The sequence below is a fragment of the Mycobacterium sp. 852014-50255_SCH5639931 genome (assembly GCF_001665605.1).
In the GTDB taxonomy this organism is placed as follows: Bacteria; Actinomycetota; Actinomycetes; order Mycobacteriales; family Mycobacteriaceae; genus Mycobacterium; species Mycobacterium paraffinicum.
The window spans coordinates 70,553-88,084 of the sequence record NZ_LZSV01000038.1 but is presented as its reverse complement, the minus strand read 5'-3'; the positions used below and the strand labels follow the sequence as shown (position 1 = coordinate 88,084).

Annotated in this window: 15 protein-coding genes; 5 read left to right on the top strand and 10 right to left on the bottom strand. The window is 68.9% G+C overall.

What is annotated here, in order from left to right; translation table 11 throughout:
* Window positions 1-62: 62 nt before the first annotated feature.
* The 4 genes from dnaE to A5758_RS23090 form a co-directional block, all read right to left on the bottom strand.
* The gene (dnaE, locus tag A5758_RS23105) at window positions 63-3,596 is read right to left on the bottom strand and encodes a DNA polymerase III subunit alpha (protein ID WP_067744901.1); all 3,534 of its coding nucleotides are present in this window, start codon (window positions 3,594-3,596) and stop codon (window positions 63-65) included.
* A gap of 77 nt (window positions 3,597-3,673) precedes the next feature.
* Window positions 3,674-4,105, bottom strand: a complete 432-nt coding sequence (locus A5758_RS23100) for an SRPBCC family protein (protein WP_067744898.1) — start codon at window positions 4,103-4,105, stop codon at window positions 3,674-3,676.
* Between the two features lie 202 nt (window positions 4,106-4,307).
* Window positions 4,308-5,111 (bottom strand): SDR family oxidoreductase, encoded by an 804-nt coding sequence (locus A5758_RS23095; RefSeq protein WP_067206682.1) that lies wholly within the window; start codon window positions 5,109-5,111, stop codon window positions 4,308-4,310.
* A 4-nt stretch (window positions 5,112-5,115) separates the two neighbouring features.
* Window positions 5,116-6,156 carry an SDR family NAD(P)-dependent oxidoreductase gene (locus A5758_RS23090; RefSeq protein ID WP_067206685.1) on the bottom strand — a complete coding sequence of 347 codons (1,041 nt, stop codon included), beginning with the start codon at window positions 6,154-6,156 and terminating at the stop codon, window positions 5,116-5,118.
* Between the two features lie 285 nt (window positions 6,157-6,441).
* Between A5758_RS23090 and A5758_RS23085 the strand changes: the two genes are divergently transcribed.
* The 3 genes from A5758_RS23085 to A5758_RS23075 all read left to right on the top strand — a co-directional run bounded on the left by A5758_RS23085 (window position 6,442) and on the right by A5758_RS23075 (window position 8,333).
* Window positions 6,442-6,849, top strand: a complete 408-nt coding sequence (locus tag A5758_RS23085; RefSeq protein WP_067744895.1) for a group 1 truncated hemoglobin — start codon at window positions 6,442-6,444, stop codon at window positions 6,847-6,849.
* 74 nt (window positions 6,850-6,923) lie between these two features.
* The gene (locus tag A5758_RS23080; RefSeq protein WP_067744892.1) at window positions 6,924-7,553 is read left to right on the top strand and encodes a lysozyme inhibitor LprI family protein; all 630 of its coding nucleotides are present in this window, start codon (window positions 6,924-6,926) and stop codon (window positions 7,551-7,553) included.
* Window positions 7,554-7,574: 21 nt separating this feature from the next.
* Window positions 7,575-8,333, top strand: a complete 759-nt coding sequence (locus tag A5758_RS23075) for a class I SAM-dependent methyltransferase (RefSeq protein WP_067745114.1) — start codon at window positions 7,575-7,577, stop codon at window positions 8,331-8,333.
* Here A5758_RS23075 and A5758_RS23070 read toward each other — a convergent pair whose 3' ends face one another.
* Together A5758_RS23070 and lspA are read right to left on the bottom strand one after the other, a co-directional pair.
* Window positions 8,334-9,260, bottom strand: coding sequence for an RluA family pseudouridine synthase (locus A5758_RS23070; RefSeq protein WP_067744889.1), 927 nt, complete (start codon window positions 9,258-9,260; stop codon window positions 8,334-8,336).
* The gene (lspA, locus tag A5758_RS23065; RefSeq protein ID WP_082939817.1) at window positions 9,253-9,840 is read right to left on the bottom strand and encodes a signal peptidase II; all 588 of its coding nucleotides are present in this window, start codon (window positions 9,838-9,840) and stop codon (window positions 9,253-9,255) included. The genes A5758_RS23070 and lspA overlap by 8 nt, the downstream gene beginning before the upstream one ends.
* 70 nt (window positions 9,841-9,910) lie before the next feature.
* Here lspA and A5758_RS23060 point away from each other — a divergent pair, with 70 nt between their 5' ends.
* The gene (locus tag A5758_RS23060) at window positions 9,911-10,837 is read left to right on the top strand and encodes an asparaginase (protein ID WP_067745111.1); all 927 of its coding nucleotides are present in this window, start codon (window positions 9,911-9,913) and stop codon (window positions 10,835-10,837) included.
* Here A5758_RS23060 and A5758_RS23055 read toward each other — a convergent pair.
* A complete protein-coding gene (locus tag A5758_RS23055; RefSeq protein ID WP_197504044.1) occupies window positions 10,802-12,199 on the bottom strand; it encodes a DNA polymerase IV in 1,398 nt (465 codons plus the stop codon). The two genes, A5758_RS23060 and A5758_RS23055, sit on opposite strands and share 36 nt — an antisense overlap.
* Window positions 12,200-12,248: 49 nt before the next feature.
* On the opposite strand from A5758_RS23055, the gene A5758_RS23050 reads away from it, so the two are divergent.
* Window positions 12,249-12,749, top strand: coding sequence for a hypothetical protein (locus tag A5758_RS23050; protein WP_067744880.1), 501 nt, complete (start codon window positions 12,249-12,251; stop codon window positions 12,747-12,749).
* Between the two features lie 45 nt (window positions 12,750-12,794).
* On the opposite strand, the gene A5758_RS23045 is transcribed toward A5758_RS23050, so the two are convergent.
* From A5758_RS23045 to A5758_RS23035, 3 genes are all read right to left on the bottom strand, one after another.
* A complete protein-coding gene (locus tag A5758_RS23045) occupies window positions 12,795-13,562 on the bottom strand; it encodes a hypothetical protein (protein WP_067744878.1) in 768 nt (255 codons plus the stop codon).
* 128 nt (window positions 13,563-13,690) lie between these two features.
* On the bottom strand, window positions 13,691-16,813 hold the full coding sequence (gene ileS, locus A5758_RS23040; RefSeq protein WP_156622761.1) for an isoleucine--tRNA ligase: 3,123 nt from the start codon (window positions 16,811-16,813) through the stop codon (window positions 13,691-13,693).
* A 338-nt stretch (window positions 16,814-17,151) separates the two neighbouring features.
* Entirely contained in the window at window positions 17,152-17,388 is a 237-nt protein-coding gene (locus A5758_RS23035) for an Rv1535 family protein (protein WP_067744875.1), read from the bottom strand.
* Between the last annotated feature and the right edge of the window lie 144 nt (window positions 17,389-17,532).

The window sequence follows — 17,532 nt, the reverse complement described above, 5'->3', positions numbered from 1 at the left end:
CCAGCTTCACACTCGGCCGCGAGGGTGCGGCCATCCGCACACTGGTGGCAGCCCGATCGCCGCTAGCTGCCCAGGCACCCGGGGCCGAGCAACTCCTTGAGGTCCCCCATCAGCGCGGGCGACGGCGTGACCCGCAGCGAGGCGTCCAGCTCGAGGGTGGTGATCCGGTCACCGCTGATGAGCCGCAGATGCACCTGGGAGGTGCCGGGGTGGCGCGCCAGCACCTGCTTGAGCGCGCTGACCTTGTCGACGGTGCACTGCCGGGTGGGCAGGCTGACCGCGATCGGCCGGTTCGGCTGGGCGTTGGAAAAGTCCGGCACCACAAGCTCGTTGGCGATCAGGCTGATGCGATCGTCGCGAATGGCCACCTTGGCGTTGATCAGCACCACCGCATCGTCGGCGATGTCGGCGCCATAGGTGGAGTACGCGTGCGGGAAGAACATCACCTCGATGCCGCCGGTGAGGTCCTCCAGTTGAGCTGAAGCCCAAGGCATTCCGTTTTTGTTGACCCGCCGGTTCACCGACGCCAGGATGCCGCCCACCCGTACCTGGCTCTCGTTGGCGACGTCACCGTCGAGGATGGCCGGGATCTGGGTGTCCACCTGGGCGGCCAGCAGGTGTGCCACGCCGTTGAGCGGATGCCCCGACACGTACAAGCCGAGCATCTCCCGCTCCAGGGCCAGCTTGTGTTTGTCTTCCCACTCGTCTTCGGGCACCTTGATGGTGAACACCGCCTCCGTGCAGCCGTCATCCCCGCCGAACAGGTCGAATTGCCCCATCGCCTCAGCCTTTTTGGTGCCCAGCACCGAATCGACGGCGTCGGTGTGCACCAGGAAGAGGCCCTTGCGGGCATGGCTCAGCGAGTCGAACGCGCCCGCCTTGATCAGCGACTCGGTGACCTTCTTGTTGCACGCCGAGACGTCGATCTTGTTCAGGTAGTCGGAGAAGTCGGTGAACTTGCCCTTCTCGTTGCGGGTCTTGATCAACGATCCGACCACGTTGGCGCCGACGTTGCGCACCGCGCCCAACCCGAAGCGGATGTCCTGCCCGACTGACGCGAAGTTCACCAGGGACTCGTTGACGTCCGGCGGCAGGACGGTGATGCCGAGCTTGCGGCAGTCGGCCAGGTAGACCGCGGCCTTGTCCTTGTCATCGCCCACCGAGGTCAACAGGCCGGCCATGTATTCGGCCGGGTAGTTGGCCTTCAGGTAAGCGGTCCAGTAGGAGACCAGGCCGTAGCCGGCGGCGTGCGACTTGTTGAATGCATAGCCGGCGAAGGGAAGGATGGTGTCCCACAACGCCTTCACCGCTTTTTCGGAGAAGCCGTTGGCGGTCATGCCATCGTAGAAGCCCTTGTACTCGGCCTCCAGCACCTCGAGCTTCTTCTTGCCCATCGCCTTGCGCAGCGCGTCGGCCTTGCCCATCGTGTAGGAGGCGACCTTCTGGGCGATGAACATGATCTGCTCTTGGTAGACGATCAGACCGTAGGTCTCCGAGAGGATTTCGCGCAGCGGCTCCTCGAGCTCCGGATGAATCGGCCTGATCGCCTGCCGGTTGTTCTTGCGGTCGGCGTAGTCGTTGTGGGCGTTCATGCCCATCGGGCCGGGGCGGTACAGCGCCAGCACGGCGACAATGTCGTTGAACTCGGTTGGTTGCATGCGGCGCAGCAGGTCGCGCATCGGGCCGCCGTCGAGCTGGAACACCCCCAGAGTGTCGCCGCGGCCCAGCAGTTCGTAGGTGGGCTTGTCGTCCAGCGGCACCGATTCCAGGTCGAGGTCGATTCCCCTGTTGGCCTTGATGTTTTCCAGCGCGTCGCCGATGATCGTCAGGTTGCGCAGGCCCAGGAAGTCCATCTTCAGCAGGCCGATGGCCTCACACGACGGGTAGTCCCAGCCGGTGATGATGGCGCCGTCCTGCGGCCGCTTCCACAGCGGGATGGCCTCGGTGAGCGGCTCGCTGCTCATGATCACGGCGCAGGCGTGCACGCCGGCGTTGCGAATCAGCCCCTCCAGCCCGCGCGCGGTTTGATAGATGGTGCGGACGTCGGGGTCGGTCTCGATCAGGCCGCGCACCTCGGCGGCCTCCTTGTACCGCTCGTGCGCCGGATCGGTGATACCCGACAGCGGGATGTCCTTGGCCATGATCGGCGGCGGCAACGCCTTGGTGATCCGGTCGGCGATGGCGAAGCCGGGCTGGCCGTAATGGATCCTCGCCGAATCCTTCAGCGCCGCTTTGGTTTTAATGGTGCCGAAAGTGATGACCTGGGCAACGCGGTCCTGGCCCCACTTGTCGGCGGCGTAGCGCACCATCTCGCCGCGACGACGGTCGTCGAAGTCGATGTCGATGTCGGGCGCCGACGGACGCTCGGGGTTGAGGAACCGCTCGAACAGCAGGCCGTGCGGGATCGGGTCGATGTTGGTGATGCCCAGCGCGTAGGCCACCAGCGAGCCCGCCGCCGAACCGCGCCCGGGCCCCACCCGGATGTCGACCGACCGCGCGTAGTTGATCAGGTCGGCGACGATCAGGAAGTACGACGGGAAGCCCTTGTCACAGATGACCTTGATCTCGTACTCGGCCCGGTCGATGTAGTCCTGGCCGACGCCGGATCCGAAACGTCGCCGCAGTCCCGCCATCACCTCGTGGTGCAGCCAGGTCGCCTGGTCGTGCCCCTCGGGCACCGGGAAGATCGGCATCCGGTCGCGCGGTGCCCACACGTCGTCGTAAGACTGCACCCGCTCGGCGATCAACAGCGTCGAGTCGCACGCGCCGGGAATCTGGTCGTCCCAGAGCTGGCGCATCTCGGCGGCCGACTTCAGGTAGTAGCCGTCGCCGTCGAATTTGAACCGGTTCGGATCCGAGAGGGTCTTGCCGGTCTGCACGCACAACAGCGCCTCGTGGTTGTGGGCGGCGTCGCGGGTGACGTAGTGACAGTCGTTGGTGGCCAGCGGCGGGATGCCCAGCTTGCGGCCGATCTCGAGCAAGCCCTCGCGGACCCGCTGCTCGATGGACAGCCCGTGGTCCATCAGCTCGAGGAAGTAGTTGTCGGCGCCGAAGATCTCGCGCCACTTGGCGGCCGACTCCAGCGCCTCGCGGTCCTGCCCCAGCCGCAGACGCGTCTGCACCTCCCCCGACGGGCAGCCGGTGGTGGCGATGATGCCCTCGGCGTGTTCGGCGATGATCTCGGCGTCCATGCGCGACCACTTGCCGAGCTGGCCCTCGAAGGAGGCCAACGACGACAGCTTGAACAGGTTGCGCAGCCCGGTGGCGTTTTCGGCCACCATCGTCAGGTGCGTGTAGGAACCGCTGCCCGAGACGTCGTCGGACTTCTGGCCCGGGTCACCCCACAGGATGCGCCGGGTATCGAAGCGCGAGCCCGGCGCGATGTACGCCTCGACCCCGATGATCGGCTTGATCCCCGCCTTGGTCGCCACGTTGTAGAACTCGCTGGCGCCGAACATGTTTCCGTGGTCGGTCATCCCGACCGCGGGCATCTGCAGCCGCTCCACCTCGGCCAGCATCGGCGAGATCTTCGCGGCCCCATCCAGCATCGAGTACTCGGTGTGGTTATGCAGGTGCACGAAGGACGACTGGTTCATAGGGACGCCAGTCTATGACTGCGCACCGACGCCGTTCGGGAGTGTCGCGAAGTGTGTCTCGGGTTTCTTGGACCCGATTATCCGTACAGCTCGACGAAGTTCTTCAACGACTTCTGCACGTCCCCCTTGACGGCGCGGGCCGCCGCCGAACCGACCGGGCCGAACAACGCGCGCCCGCCCAGCTCGAGGCGCAGGCCCAGCGTCGATCCGTCCCCGACGGCCTGCACGCTGAGCGTGACGGCGTACTTGGCGCCGCCCTTGCCGGACCCCGAAAGCGCCACCTGATGCGGCGGATCCCAGGTGGTCACCGTCCACGTCACCCGGTTGCGGAACCCCTTCGCCCGGGCCACGCCCACCACCTGGACGCCCTCGCCGAGCTCCTCGGGCAGTTCACTGCGCCAGCCCTCGTGCATGACCAGCCAGTCACCCAGGTCCGACAGGTCGGAGACGCGTTCCCACATCTCCTGCGGCGTCATCGGCACGTCGGCGGTCAGGTCAACAGCGGCCATGAGCGAAGCCTAGCGCGGCCGCTTTGTCACATCCGCCACTTACGCCCCCGAACGGAGGGATGCGGCTTTGTGCCCGCCTCATAGCGACAATGCGAGACACCATGCGCGGTAGCCGATTTTGTCGCTGGGAGGCGGGCACATCGTCGATCACCCGGCGCAGCGACGGAAGTGACGGCTGTGACCGGGCGACCGCGACGCAAGCTCAGCGGTCGGGTCCCCCGCGGAAGCGGTTGCCGATCCGGATCCCGGGCAGCAGCAGGCTGCGCGGCACGAATCGGCCGCCGGTGCTGACGACCTTGGGTACGACGCCCGGCACCACGCTGCGCCTGCCGGCGAGCATCCCGCCGATCGCCGCCTCGGCGACGTCGTGCGGCGAGACCTGCGCGATGGAAATGCTGAACCGCTCGGCGTTGGCGATCTCGGCCCACTCGGTCGGGACCGGCCCCGGGCACAGACACGTGACCGACACCCCCGTCCCGTGCAGTTCCTCGTGCACGGCTTCGGAGAAGGTCTGCACGAAGGCCTTGGTGGCCGAGTAGACCGCCATGTAGGGCACCGGCTGAAAACCGGCGATCGACGCGATGTTCATCACCGCGCCGGCGCCGCGCTGGACCATGCCGGGCAGGGCGGCGTGGGTGAGTTCCATCAACGCCAGCGCGTTGAGGGTGACCTCCTCGCTTTCGCGCTCGAGCGGCAGCTCGTGAAAGACCCCGCTGGTGCCGAACCCGGCGCTGTTGCACAGGCCGGCGATCGGCTCGGCGCGCAGCCGGTCCGCCAGCTTCCCGCGGCCCTTGGGATCGCCGAGGTCCAGCGGCAGCACCTCGACGGCCACCGAGTACTCCTGGCCCACCTCGTTGGCGAGTTCGTCGAGGCGTTCCCGGCGCCGCGCGACCAGCAGCAGCGGGAAGCCGCGGCGGGCCAGCCCGCGGGCAAGTTCGGCGCCGATGCCGGACGAGGCGCCGGTGATCACGACGGTGGTCTCGATGTCAGGTTTCGGAAGGCTCATGATGTCACCAATGTATCCCGCGAGTCGCCCGCACAAACGTCTCGCTGCGTTTGTCGAATTGCGTTGAATCGCTTGACGATTCGTCGCCCTTGGCGGCGTGGGAGTCGCCGAACATGACGAACGCCCGGTTGCGCACCCGGTCCATCACCGCCGGGTTCACCGCGTCGGCGACGGCCGCGAATTGTCCGAACGGCGAGCTGGCCCGGCGGGGCCGGTGCACGATGGCGTCCGCGATCACCCCGGCCGCCTGATCCGGGGTCAGCGCCGGGAACTTGTCGTAGAGCGTCGTCGGGCTGATCATCGGGGTACGTACCAGGGCCATGTGCACGGTGGTGAACTTCACGCCGTCATTCACGGTCTCGGCCTGCAGGGAGTCGCACAGGCTGTCCAGCGCGGACTTGCTGGCGATGTAGGCGCCGAACCGCGGCGCGCGGGTCTGCACGCCGACCGAGGAGACGTTGATGATGTGCCCGAACCCCCGCTCCCGCATCCCGGGGATGAATTTGAGGATGAGCTGGACCGCGCCCAGGTAGTTCAGCTGCATGGTGCGCTGATAGTCGTGGATGCGGTCGTAGGACAGCTCCAGCGATCGCCGGATCGACCGCCCCGCGTTGTTGATCAGGATGTCGACCCCCCCGAGGTCCTTGAGCACCTGATCGGCCATCTCGGCGATCGCGTCCATGTCGGACAGGTCGCACGGGTAGACGTGGGCGGTGCCACCGTCGCCTTCGATTTCGGAGGCGACCTTCTCCAGGTTCTCGCGGGTGCGCGCGACCAGCACCACCACGCCACCGGCTTCCGCGATCCTCTTCGCGGCGGCCTCGCCGATGCCCGACGATCCCCCGGTGATCAGGACGGTCTTGCCCTTGACGGCCTCGCCGAGCGTGCGGCCCTGTACCGCGTCGAGCAGATTCCTCAGATAGAAGGGACGGTAACGACCCGCGGAGTTCGGGGTGTTGACGATGTGGGACACCGCCGCGATCGGCTTCTCCACCAAGTTCGCGAGCGGCTTTTCGACAAGATTCGTTAAGTCACCCAGATTCATCGACTTCGGCTCCTGATGATGTCGGCCCCCCGACCGCAGCTGGCCTGCCCGTTGACCATGAGCTCCTTGCGGGGCGGTGTGAACGATGTGACGTGAGTCATTAAGCCAACCTAGGACATCAGCCCCCCGGCTCGATGCACATTGCTGGCATGTAACGCGGGCAGCGCGTCTCACGCCGCGCCCTACACAACCGCCAAGAGTGAGCAATCCGCTTGTTACGCAAAGACATCCGTGCGTGATCGCGAACTAACTGGCGGGCAACGCCGAAATGTTCCAATCGGGCTTATGAAAATTCTGGCCCGCTTGCGCAAACCACAGCCGGTCGTCTACGACCGGATCGGCGGGCACGAGGCGATCGAAGTCGTGGTCGAGGACTTCTACGTCCGTGTGCTTGCCGATGACCAACTTTCCGGCTTCTTCACCGGAACCAACATGAACCGCCTCAAGGGCAGGCAGGTCGAGTTCTTCGCCGCCGCCCTCGGTGGGCCCGAGCCCTACACCGGGGCCCCGATGAAGCAAGTGCACCAGGGTCGCGGCATCACGATGCACCACTTCAACCTGGTGGCCAGGCATCTGTCCGACGCGCTCGCCGCGGCCGGGGTCCCACCCGAAACGGTGACCGAGATCATCGGCGCCATCGCGCCGCTGGCTCCCGAGATCGCGACGGGCGACGCCAACAAGGCCACCGTCTGACCGCTCCGCCGCGATTGCCGGCAATCTCGGCGTGTCGCGCCCGGGGGGCGGCCCGCAACCGGTAGTCAGCAGGTATGCGACTGCTCGCCGTCATCGTTGCGGCCCTGATGCTGGCCGCGTGCGGTGCGAAGACGACGCCGCCGTCGGCCGGCACCACCACTGGAACGACCACCACCACTACCCCGCCGACCGCGGCGGCACTCGACTGCGCCAAACCGGCCAACGCGGCCCAGCAGCAGGTGTGCGCCGATCCGCAGCTGACCGACCTCGACCACCGTCTGCAGGCCGCCTACCAACAGGCCCTCGCCCGGCCCGGCGCGGACCAGGGCGCGCTGACGTCCGCGCAGAACGGCTGGGCGACCACACGCGACGGTTGCTCGCAGAACCCCGAAGCGCGCACCTGCCTGGTCGAGGCGTATCAGACGCGGCTGGTCCAGTTGGCCATCGCCGACCCCGGCACCCTGAGCCCGCCCGTGGTCACCTACCAGTGCCCCGCCGATGCCGGGCCGTTGACCGCGCAGTTCTACAACGAATTCGACCCGCCCGCGGCGGTGCTCAACTGGAAGGGCAACCAGGAGATCCTCTTCCTCGAGCCGTCCGGCAGCGGCGCCCGATACGGCCGGCAGGGCTCGGAGTATTGGGAGCACCAGGGCGAGGTCAAGCTCGAGTTGAACGGCACCAAATTCGTCTGCCGCGCGCCGTGAGCGCTGCCTAGCATGCTCGGCATGGGGCGCACATTCGACGACCTCGTCGCGGAGGCGGACGCGGCCCCCGTCGACGGCTGGGACTTCTCCTGGCTGGACGGGCGCGCCACCGAAGAACGCCCGTCGTGGGGTTACCAGCGTCAGATGAGCCATCGGCTGGGGAGCGTGTCGGCCGCGTGCGACATCGACACCGGGGGCGGCGAAGTGCTCGCCGGCGCCGAGAGGTTTCCGCCCACGATGGCCGCGACGGAGTCATGGCCGCCCAACGCGGCCCTGGCCACCCAACGCCTGCATCCCCGCGGCGTGGTGGTCGTGGTGACCGGGGGCGAGCCGCGGTTGCCATTCGCCGACGCGGCTTTCGACCTGGTGACCAGCCGCCACCCCATCGCAGTGCGGTGGCCCGAGATCGCCCGGGTGCTGCGGCCGGGCGGCACCTACTTCGCCCAGCAGATCGGGCCGGCGACCATGGGCGAACTCGTCGAATACTTCATCGGGCCGCAGCCGGAGAAATGGGCCGAGTTACACCCCGACGTCCAAAGCGCCGAGGCCCGGGCCGCCGGGATGGACGTCGTCGATATGCGCATGGAACGGATGCGGGCCGAGTTCTTCGACATCGGCGCCGTTATCTACTTCCTGCGCAAGGTGATCTGGACGGTGCCGGACTTCACGGTCGGCGCCTACCGGGAGCGGCTGCGTGAACTGCACGAGCGCATCGAAGCCGACGGGCCCTTCGTCGCGCACTCCACGCGGCTGCTCGTCGAGGCGCGCAAGCCCCGGTGATCAGCCCTCGGCGCGCAGCACGTCCAGCGCGTGCTGCAGATCGGGCGGGTAGGGGCTGACGATCTCCATCCGCCTGCCGTCGGCCGGATGGGCGAACGACAGCGACCGGGCGTGCAGCCATTGCCGTTCCAGCCCAAGCCTTTTCGCGAGCTTCGGATCAGCACCGTAGACGAGGTCGCCGCAGCACGGGTGGTGCAACGCGGAGAAGTGCACCCGGATCTGGTGTGTGCGACCGGTTTCCAGGTGCACGTCGAGCAGGCTGGCGGCGTGAAAGGCTTCGATGGTGTCGTAATGGGTGAGGCTGTGCCGGCCATCCTTGGTGACGGCGAACTTCCACTCGCCGCCGCGGTGCCGCCCGATCGGCGCGTCGATCGTCCCGCTCGACGGGTCCGGATGCCCCTGCACCAGCGCGTGATAGCGCTTGTCCACCGTGCGCTGCTTGAACGCCCGCTTCAGCACCGTGTAGGCGCGCTCCGACAGCGCCACCACCATCACCCCGGAGGTTCCGACGTCGAGGCGATGCACGATGCCCTGCCGCTCGGGCACGCCCGAGGTGGTGATCCGGTAGCCGGCGGCGGCCAGCCCGCCGAGCACCGTGGGCCCCGTCCACCCCACCGACGCATGCGCGGCCACCGCCGCAGGCTTGTCGACCGCGACGATGTCGTCGTCGGAATACAGGATCGTCATGCCCTCGATATCGACGGGCGTGTTCTCCACCGGCGCCGGGGCTTCGGGCAGGCGCACCCGCAGCCACGCGCCGCCGGTCAGCCGGTCGGATTTGCCGGCCTGCACGCCGTCCAGTTCCACCCCGCCGTCTTCGGCCAGGGCGGCCGCGGCGCTGCGGGACAGCCCCAGCAGGCGCGCCAGACCCGCATCCACCCGCATGCCCGCCAGCCCCTCGGGCACCGGCATGGAGCGGTCAGTCATTGGCGCTGGTCGGCCTGCGCCTGCCCACGGTGTCGAAGTCGTAGCCGAAGATCGACAGCACCACCAGCAGGATGGCGCCGCCCACCACCGAGGGGTCGGCGACGTTGAACACCGGCCACCAGCCGACCGACAGGAAGTCCACGACATGGCCGCGCAGCGGCCCGGGCGCCCGGAAGAAGCGATCCACCAGGTTGCCCATGGCGCCGCCCAGGATCATCCCCAGCCCGACCGCCCACCACGGCGACACCAGCCGGCGTCCCATCCAGAAGATGCCGACCACCACCCCGGTGGCGATCAGCGTCAGCACCCAGGTGTATCCCGTCGCCATCGAGAACGCGGCCCCGGAATTGCGCACCAACGTCCAGGTCACCGTGTCGCCGATGATGGGCACCGGCTGGCCGGGGGGCAGCAGTTTGACGGCGAGCACTTTGGTGACGATGTCCAGGGCCAAGACGATCGCCGCGACCGACAACAGCAGGCGCAGCCGCCTCGGCGGCCGCTTCGGCTCGGTGGCGGCGGCGTCCTCGGCCCGGTCGGTCGAGGTCACGGGCTCAGTGGATCCGGTGGGTTCCTCGGGCACTCTCACATCATCCCCCAATGCGGACGCGGGCCGGCCGATGTTCGCGGTCGGCGTGCGCGATGATCTCATCATGGGCCGGCTGACCGTCATCGCCACCGGAGGCACGATATCGACCGGCACCGGCGCGGACGGCGTGCACCGGCCCTCGTACGGCGCGGCCGACCTGGCGGCCGGTCTCGACGTCGACGTCGTGGACGTGCTGGCGCTGGACAGCTCCCAGCTGGTGCCGGCCGATTGGGACCGGATCCGCGGCGCCGTGCGGGCGGCGATCGACGGCGGCGCCGACGGTGTGGTGGTCACGCACGGCACCGACACCATGGAGGAGAGCGCGCTGTGGCTCGAGCTCACCCACGCGGGCGACGTCCCGGTAGTCCTCACCGGGGCGATGCGCAGCGCCGACGCGCCCGACGCCGACGGCCCGGCCAACCTGCGCGCCGCTCTGGCGGTGGCGGGTCACCCCGCCGCCCGCGGCCTGGGCGTGCTGCTGTGTTTCGCCGGCCGGGTGCTGCAGCCGTTGGGTCTGACCAAGGTGGCGACCCACGACCTGAGCGGCTTCGCCGGTGAGCTGATCGGCACGGTGAACGGCGGCGTCACGCTGGGCGGCACCAAGACACGGCCCCAGCTCGGCGCGCTCAGCGCGGCGGCCGCGCCTCGGGTGGACATCGTCGCCGCCTACCTGGGCAGCGACGGGGTGGCCCTGGACGCCTGCGTGGCCGCCGGGGCGCGGGGCCTGGTGCTCGAGGCGCTCGGTTCGGGCAACGCCGGCGACGCGGTGGTCGAGGCGGTGGCCCGCCATTGCCGGGCCGGGGTCGCCGTGGCGGTGTCCACCCGTGTCCCGGGCGGCCGGGTCGGCGCCAGCTACGGGCCCGGGCACGAGATGGCGGCCGCCGGCGCGGTGATGGTGCCCAGGCTGCGGCCGCCGCAGGCCCGGGTGCTGATGATGGCCGCGCTGACCGCGCGGCTACCGGTCGGCGACGTCATCGGCCGCTGGGGCTGACGCCGCATTCGCTTCCAGTGCCTGCAGCGCGCCCAGGTAGTCCGGCCAGTCCAGGGAATCGACCGGGTTGGCCTTACTCAGCTCGGCGGTGTCGGCGGGGAACGTCCGCGCCGGGCCCGGCCCCGAGGCGCGGGTTTCGAAGCGCGCGGTGACCACGCCGTGGCCCGCTCCCTGCACCCAGCCGTGCCCGAGTTCGCGGTGCGATACGTCGTCGCCCACCCGCCACTGCGAGCCCGCTTCGGCCACCGGTGCGAACATGGCCTCGGCCGCGGTCTCTACGGGTTGTCCCTCCGAGGTCTCCCCCGCCAGATCCAGGTCGGGGAACAGCGACTCCTGGCGCACATCGCTCAATCCCGAAAAGCCCACGCCCAGTAGGCGAATCGGCCCGATTTCCCGGGGGTCGAGCAGCAGCCGCCGGGCCACCGCGACGAGCGCGCCGGGCTCGGTCGTCGCGTAGGGCAACGTCGCCGAGCGGGTCAGCGTGCTCATGTCGGATTTCTTCAGCTTCACCGTGACCGTGCGGGCGCCGCGCCCGTCGCGCAGCAGCCGTTGATGCGCGTGCTCGGCGATCGGGTCGATCGCCTCACGTAGCTGCTCGAGGCTGGTCAGGTCGACGGCGAAGGTGGACTCGGAGCTGATCTGCTTGGCTTCGGCGCGCTCGGCGACCGGGCGGTCGTCGATGCCGAGCGCCAGGCGGTGCAGCGCGGGCCCGACCGTCGCGCCCAGGATGTTGGCGGCCTCGGCTTCGGTCAGCGCGGCCAGCTGGCCGATGGTATCGATGCCGAGCCGATTCAGCTTCTCCTCGGCGACCGGACCGATGCCCCACAACCGCCGCACCGGCAGCCCGGCGAGCAGCGACCGCTCCTCGGCGCGCCGGACCACCCGAATGCCGTCGGGCTTCGCCAGGCCCGACGCGATCTTGGCGATCTGCTTGCCCGAGCCGGCGCCGACCGAAGCGATCAGGCCGGTCTCGTCGCGAACCCGTCGGCGCAGGTTCTCGCAGAACGCCTCGACGTCCTCGGCGGACGCGCCCGCGAGGTGGGGCGGTTCGCCGAAGCCCTCATCGAACGACAGCTGCTCGACGACCGGCACCACGCTGCGCACGGTGTCGAAGACCCGCCGGCTGGCCACCCCGTACACCACGCCGCGCGGCGGCAGCACCACCGCGGTCACGCCGATCAGGCGGCGGGCCTGATGCATCGGCATGGCAGAGCGGGCGCCGTACACGCGGGCTTCGTAGCTGGCCCCGGCCACGACGCCCCGTCCGCCCAGGCCGCCGACCAGCACCGGCCGCCCGCGCAGGGTCGGCCGGGTGAGTTGTTCGACCGAGGCGAAGAACGCATCCATGTCCAGGTGCAGCACCCAACGGGACTCCACACTTCGAAATGCTATTGGTCTAGCGTCGTTGGGTATGGAGGCTGACGGCACCGACGCACCGAGGTCTCGGTGGGAGCGCCTGCGCCATCAATGGGACCAGCGGCTGCAGCCCGGCGAGCAGGCCACGGTGCTGGCCTGGACGTCGTTCACCCTCACGTTCGCCGGACTGCGGGCGCTCACGCACTGGATCCGCGCCGGCCATGGCCCGTCGGGTGGTGGTATGTCGATGGGCGGCAGACACTTTCACCACTACAACATCGGCATCGGGATGCTGGCCACGGTGGGTGGCGTGGGCCTGCGCGGAACCGACAGGCAACGCCGGCATCCGGCGGCGGCCGTCGCCTACGGCGCCGCGAACGCCATGATCGTCGACGAACTCGCCCTGCTCTTGGACCTCAAGGACGTGTATTGGGCGCGCGATGGCCGCCAAAGCGTCGACGTCGCGGTCGGACTCATCGCAACGGGCGCGACCGTGGTGGCGGGCATGCCGTTCTGGCCGCACGCCCACCGCGCGCTTCGCTCGCGTGGGCAATAGGCGAGACCGGACTGACTGCCCGGCCTCGCCCTGTGCACCCCTGCCTCAGGGATGCTGCAGCGGCTGCAGGCGGATCGGCTGCGGCTGAATCGGCTGCGGGTGAATCGGCTGCGGGTGGACCGGCTGCGGCGGGTGGCAGGCGAAACACTGGATCGGCCCGTGGCCGCTGCCACCGCTCGGCGCGGGCTGGCCGCCGCCCTGCTGACCGCCACCTTGCTGGGGCGGCACCGGTACCGGAACGGGCACGGGCACTATCACCGGCGGGACGTTGACGGTCACATTGGGAGGGGGCGGCGGGGCGCCCGGATCGGCCGGGGCAGGGGGTGCGGCCGGGGCCGCCGGCGCCGGTGCGGGCACGACCACGACGGGCGCATCCCCACGGCTGACGGGTCCGGGCGAGACCTGAGCGGCGTCAGCAGGGGCGGCCGCCGACGGCGGGGCCGGCGCCACGGGCGGCGGCGCAACCGCGCTGGGGGCCTGGGGCGTCACCGAGCCGACGCTGGAATTCGGAACCACGACGGCGGGCTTGTGCTCCTTGGAGCCCGGCCCGTCGACGAGCAGCAGGCCGAGCCCGGCGACCGCTCCAAGCGCCGCCACCACGGCCCCGGCGAGCAGGGCGTTCGTCCCCCTCGAGCGCGGCTTCGCGATCACGGTCGTGGCCGGAGAATCCTCAGACTCGACGGGTTGGACAAGGGAATCGTCCTCGATCGTGGGGTCGCCCAGCGGGCTCGACGCCCACGCCTCGGCGACGGTCAGATCTTCGTACGGGAGGGCGGCGAAGGTCGTCGACCGGAAGTCTTCGATGGTGCTCATGGCGTGTTCCTTAACTGTGGTCGCGACCCCCGGTGGGCCGCCGTCACAGGTACGAGCAGCCAGCCCGGATGCCTCGGACACTTTTTTCGGAACTTTTTTCGAAAACCCACGACCGGGGTTCTGAGCCGCTACACCTTGGCGATGCTCACCCGCACGCCGTCACCGATGTCGGCGCCGCCGGCCGGCTCGCCGAATTCGAAGCTGGTGGCCAGGATCTCACCGGCGATCAGCTCGCGGTGCGTGCGCGCCCAGTCCGCCCGCTCGGCCGGCACCGACATCACCACGGAGATCCGATCGGACACGTCCAGGCCGGTGGACTTGCGCAGCTCCTGCAGCTCGCGGATGCGGTCCTTGGCCCAACCCTCGGCCTCCAGCTCCGGGGTGACGGTGCCGTCCAGCACCACCAGCCCCGCCCCGTCGGGCAGCGCCGCGGTCAACTCGGGGTCTGCGGCGACCAGCCGCGAGCTGTACTCCTCGGGTTGCAGCACCGCGGGGCCCGCCGTCAGCGTGCCGTCGGGGTTGACGACGCCCTCCCCCGCCTTCACCGCCTTGATGGCGGCCTGCACCTCCTTGCCCAGCCGCGGCCCGGCCACCCGGGCGTTGACGGTGAGCTCGAACCGCCCGTAGGTGTCGATGGCGTCGGTCAACTCGACGCTCTTGACGTTGAGTTCGTCGGCGATCAGGTCGGCGAACGGCGCCAGCCGCTGCGGATCATCCACCGCCACAGTCAGTTTCGGTAGTGGCAGGCGCACCCGCAGCTTCTTGGCCTTGCGCAGGGACGACGCCGCCGAGCACACCTCGCGGACCTGATCCATCGCGGCGACCAGGTCGGGGTCCGCGGGCACCACACCTTCTTGCGGCCAGTCGGTCAGGTGCACCGAGCGCCCGCCGGTGAGACCGCGCCAGATGATCTCGGTGACCGACGGAAGCAGCGGAGCGGCCAGCCGGGCCGTCACCTCGAGCACGGTGTGCAGGGTATCGATGGCGTCGGCGTCTTCCTCCCAGAACCGTGAACGCGACCGCCGCACATACCAATTCGTCAACGCCTCGGTGAACTGCCGCAGCTGCTCGCAGGCCCGGGAGATGTCGCACGTGTCCATTTCCCGGGTGAGGTTGTCACGCAGTTCAGCGAGCTTGGCCAGGATGTAGCGGTCCAGGACCTGCCGCGAATCGGCGCGCCAGGTGCCGACTTTGGGCGCGTAGAGGGCCAGGAAGCTGTAGGCGTTCCACAACGGCAGCAGGACCTGGCGCACACCCTCGCGGATGCCCTGCTCGGTCACGATCAGGTTGCCCCCGCGCAGGATCGGCGAGGCCATCAGGAACCACCGCATGGCGTCGGAGCCGTCGCGGTCGAACACCTCGGACACGTCCGGGTAGTTGCGCAGCGACTTGCTCATCTTTTGCCCGTCGGAGCCCAGCACAATCCCATGCGCCACACAGGTTTTGAATGATGGCCGGTCGAAGAGCGCGGTGGCCAGCACGTGCAGCGTGTAGAACCAGCCGCGGGTCTGGCCGATGTATTCGACGATGAAGTCGCCAGGGTAGTGGGTGTCGAACCAGTCGCGGTTCTCGAACGGGTAATGCACCTGGGCATACGGCATGGAGCCCGAGTCGAACCACACGTCGAGCACGTCGGGGATGCGCCGCATGGTGCTGCGGCCGGTGGGGTCGTCGGGATTGGGGCGAGTCAGCTCGTCGATGTAGGGCCGGTGCAGGTTGGTGGGCCGCACCCCGAAGTCGCGCTCCAGCTCGTCGAGGCTGCCGTAGACGTCAATGCGCGGGTAGGCCGGGTCATCGGATTTCCAGACCGGAATGGGGCTGCCCCAGTATCGATTTCGGGAGATCGACCAGTCGCGGGCGCCCTGCAGCCACTTGCCGAACTGGCCGTCCTTGACGTGTTCGGGGTACCAGGTGATCTGCTGGTTGAGTTCGACCATCCGGTCGCGGAAGGCCGTGACGGTGACGAAGCAGGACGAGACGGCCCGGTAGATCAACGGATTGCGGCACCGCCAGCAGTGCGGATAGGGGTGCTCGTAGGTCTCGTGGCGCAGCAGCATCGCGCCGTTGGCCGCCGCCGGGCCGGTGCCATTCTTCAGGTCGCGGATGATGTGCGGGTTGGCATCAAAGACGTGCTGGTCCTGGTAATCCGGCACGGTGGCGTCGAAGCGGCCCTTGGAATCGACCGGGGTGACGGGCACGATGCCGACCTTGTCGGTGGTCGCCATGTCGTCCTCGCCGTAGGCCGGGGCCATGTGCACGATGCCGGTGCCGTCCTCGGTGGTGACGAACTCCCCGGGCAGCACCTGAAAAGCCTTGGGGCTGTCCATGAAATACGGGAAGGGTGGCACATAGCGCGTGCCGAGCAGCTCGGCCCCGGAGCGGGTGCTCAGGATCTCGGGTTCTTCGCCGAGCTCGCGGGCGTAGGCGGCCAGCCTCGGCTCGGCCAGCACGAAACGCTGATCGCCGGCCCGGACCTCGACGTAGCTGACCTCGGGGTTGACCGCGACCGCCAGGTTCGACGGCAGGGTCCACGGCGTCGTCGTCCACACCAGCAGGTGCGCGCCGTCCAGCGCACCGCCGACGACCTTGAATCCCACGGTGAGCGCCGGGTCTTGGCGGCTCTGGTAGACGTCGTCGTCCATGCGCAATTCGTGGTTGGACAGCGGGGTTTCGTCGCGCCAGCAGTAGGGCAGGACGCGGTAGCCCTCGTAGGCCAGGCCCTTGTCCCAGAGTTGCTTGAACGCCCAGATCACCGACTCCATGTAGGACAGGTCGAGCGTCTTGTAGTCGTTGTCGAAGTCGACCCAGCGGGCCTGGCGGGTGACATAGGCCTGCCACTCGTCGGTGTAGCGCAACACCGATTCCCGGCACGCGTCGTTGAACGCGGCGATCCCCATGTCGTCGATCTGCGATTTGTCGTTGATGCCCAGCTGGCGCTCGACCTCGAGTTCGGCGGGCAACCCGTGGGTGTCCCAGCCGAAACGACGCTCCACCTTGTAGCCGCGCATGGTGCGGTACCGCGGAACGATGTCCTTCACGTAGCCAGTCAGCAGGTGCCCGTAGTGCGGCAGCCCGTTGGCGAAGGGCGGGCCGTCGTAGAAGACGTATTCCGGGGCGCCCTCGCGGTGGGCGATGCTGGCCCGGAAGGTGTCGTCGCGGGCCCAGTAGTCGAGGACCTCGAGTTCGAGGGCCGGGAAGTCGGGCGCGCCGCCGGCCAGTTTCGGATAGGCCTTGACGTCAGCGTTCTCGATCACGTGGTGCGTCGTCTCCTGTGCCTCAGTGCCGTTGGGCACTGGTAGCGCCTGTTGGGGACGACGACGCGCTGCCTGCGCGAGCGCCGCGGTACCACCCCGCTTGCCACGCTGCCGCGTGGCCGCTCGTTGGAGGCTGTGACGGGCCCACCCGTTCGGTTCTACTGAGCTGGCCAGAGAAAGAAGCCGGCTGTTCTTCCGAAGGCTCCCCGGTGATGCCGGATCAACGCCAGTGGGTCGATTCTACTCAGGCGGAGCACCCCAAGGGGCTACCTGGCCTCAGGAACACCTGCGGCCGGGTAGCCCCTTGGAGCCTCGGTTGGTCGCTGTTCATCGGATCAGGCCTGCACCTCGAGCACACCGACGCGCCACAGGGCCGCGTAGACGTGCCGCAGGGGGACGCTCAACAGGCGGGTGGCGCCCTCCACCAGCGGGTCGCCGGCGAGAACGGGCTGCTTGTTGACCTGGCGGGTGGCCTTCTTGGCCGGGGCCTGAGCCGTGTCAGCGTCGCGCACCACCGTCAGTGTGCGGGCGGGCGCTTGGGTTACCACTTCGTCGTAGAGAGCTGCGGTCATGGTCGCCTCCTGGAGGGGATTTCTAACGGGGACTAACTGGACTGACGCGTCCCGTCCCGTCGCGGTTCCGATCCCAGAACGCATGGCCGATAAGCCACTTAGCGTTGCGACGCTCAGCTGAGAACGTCGTGCCGGAGACCGGAT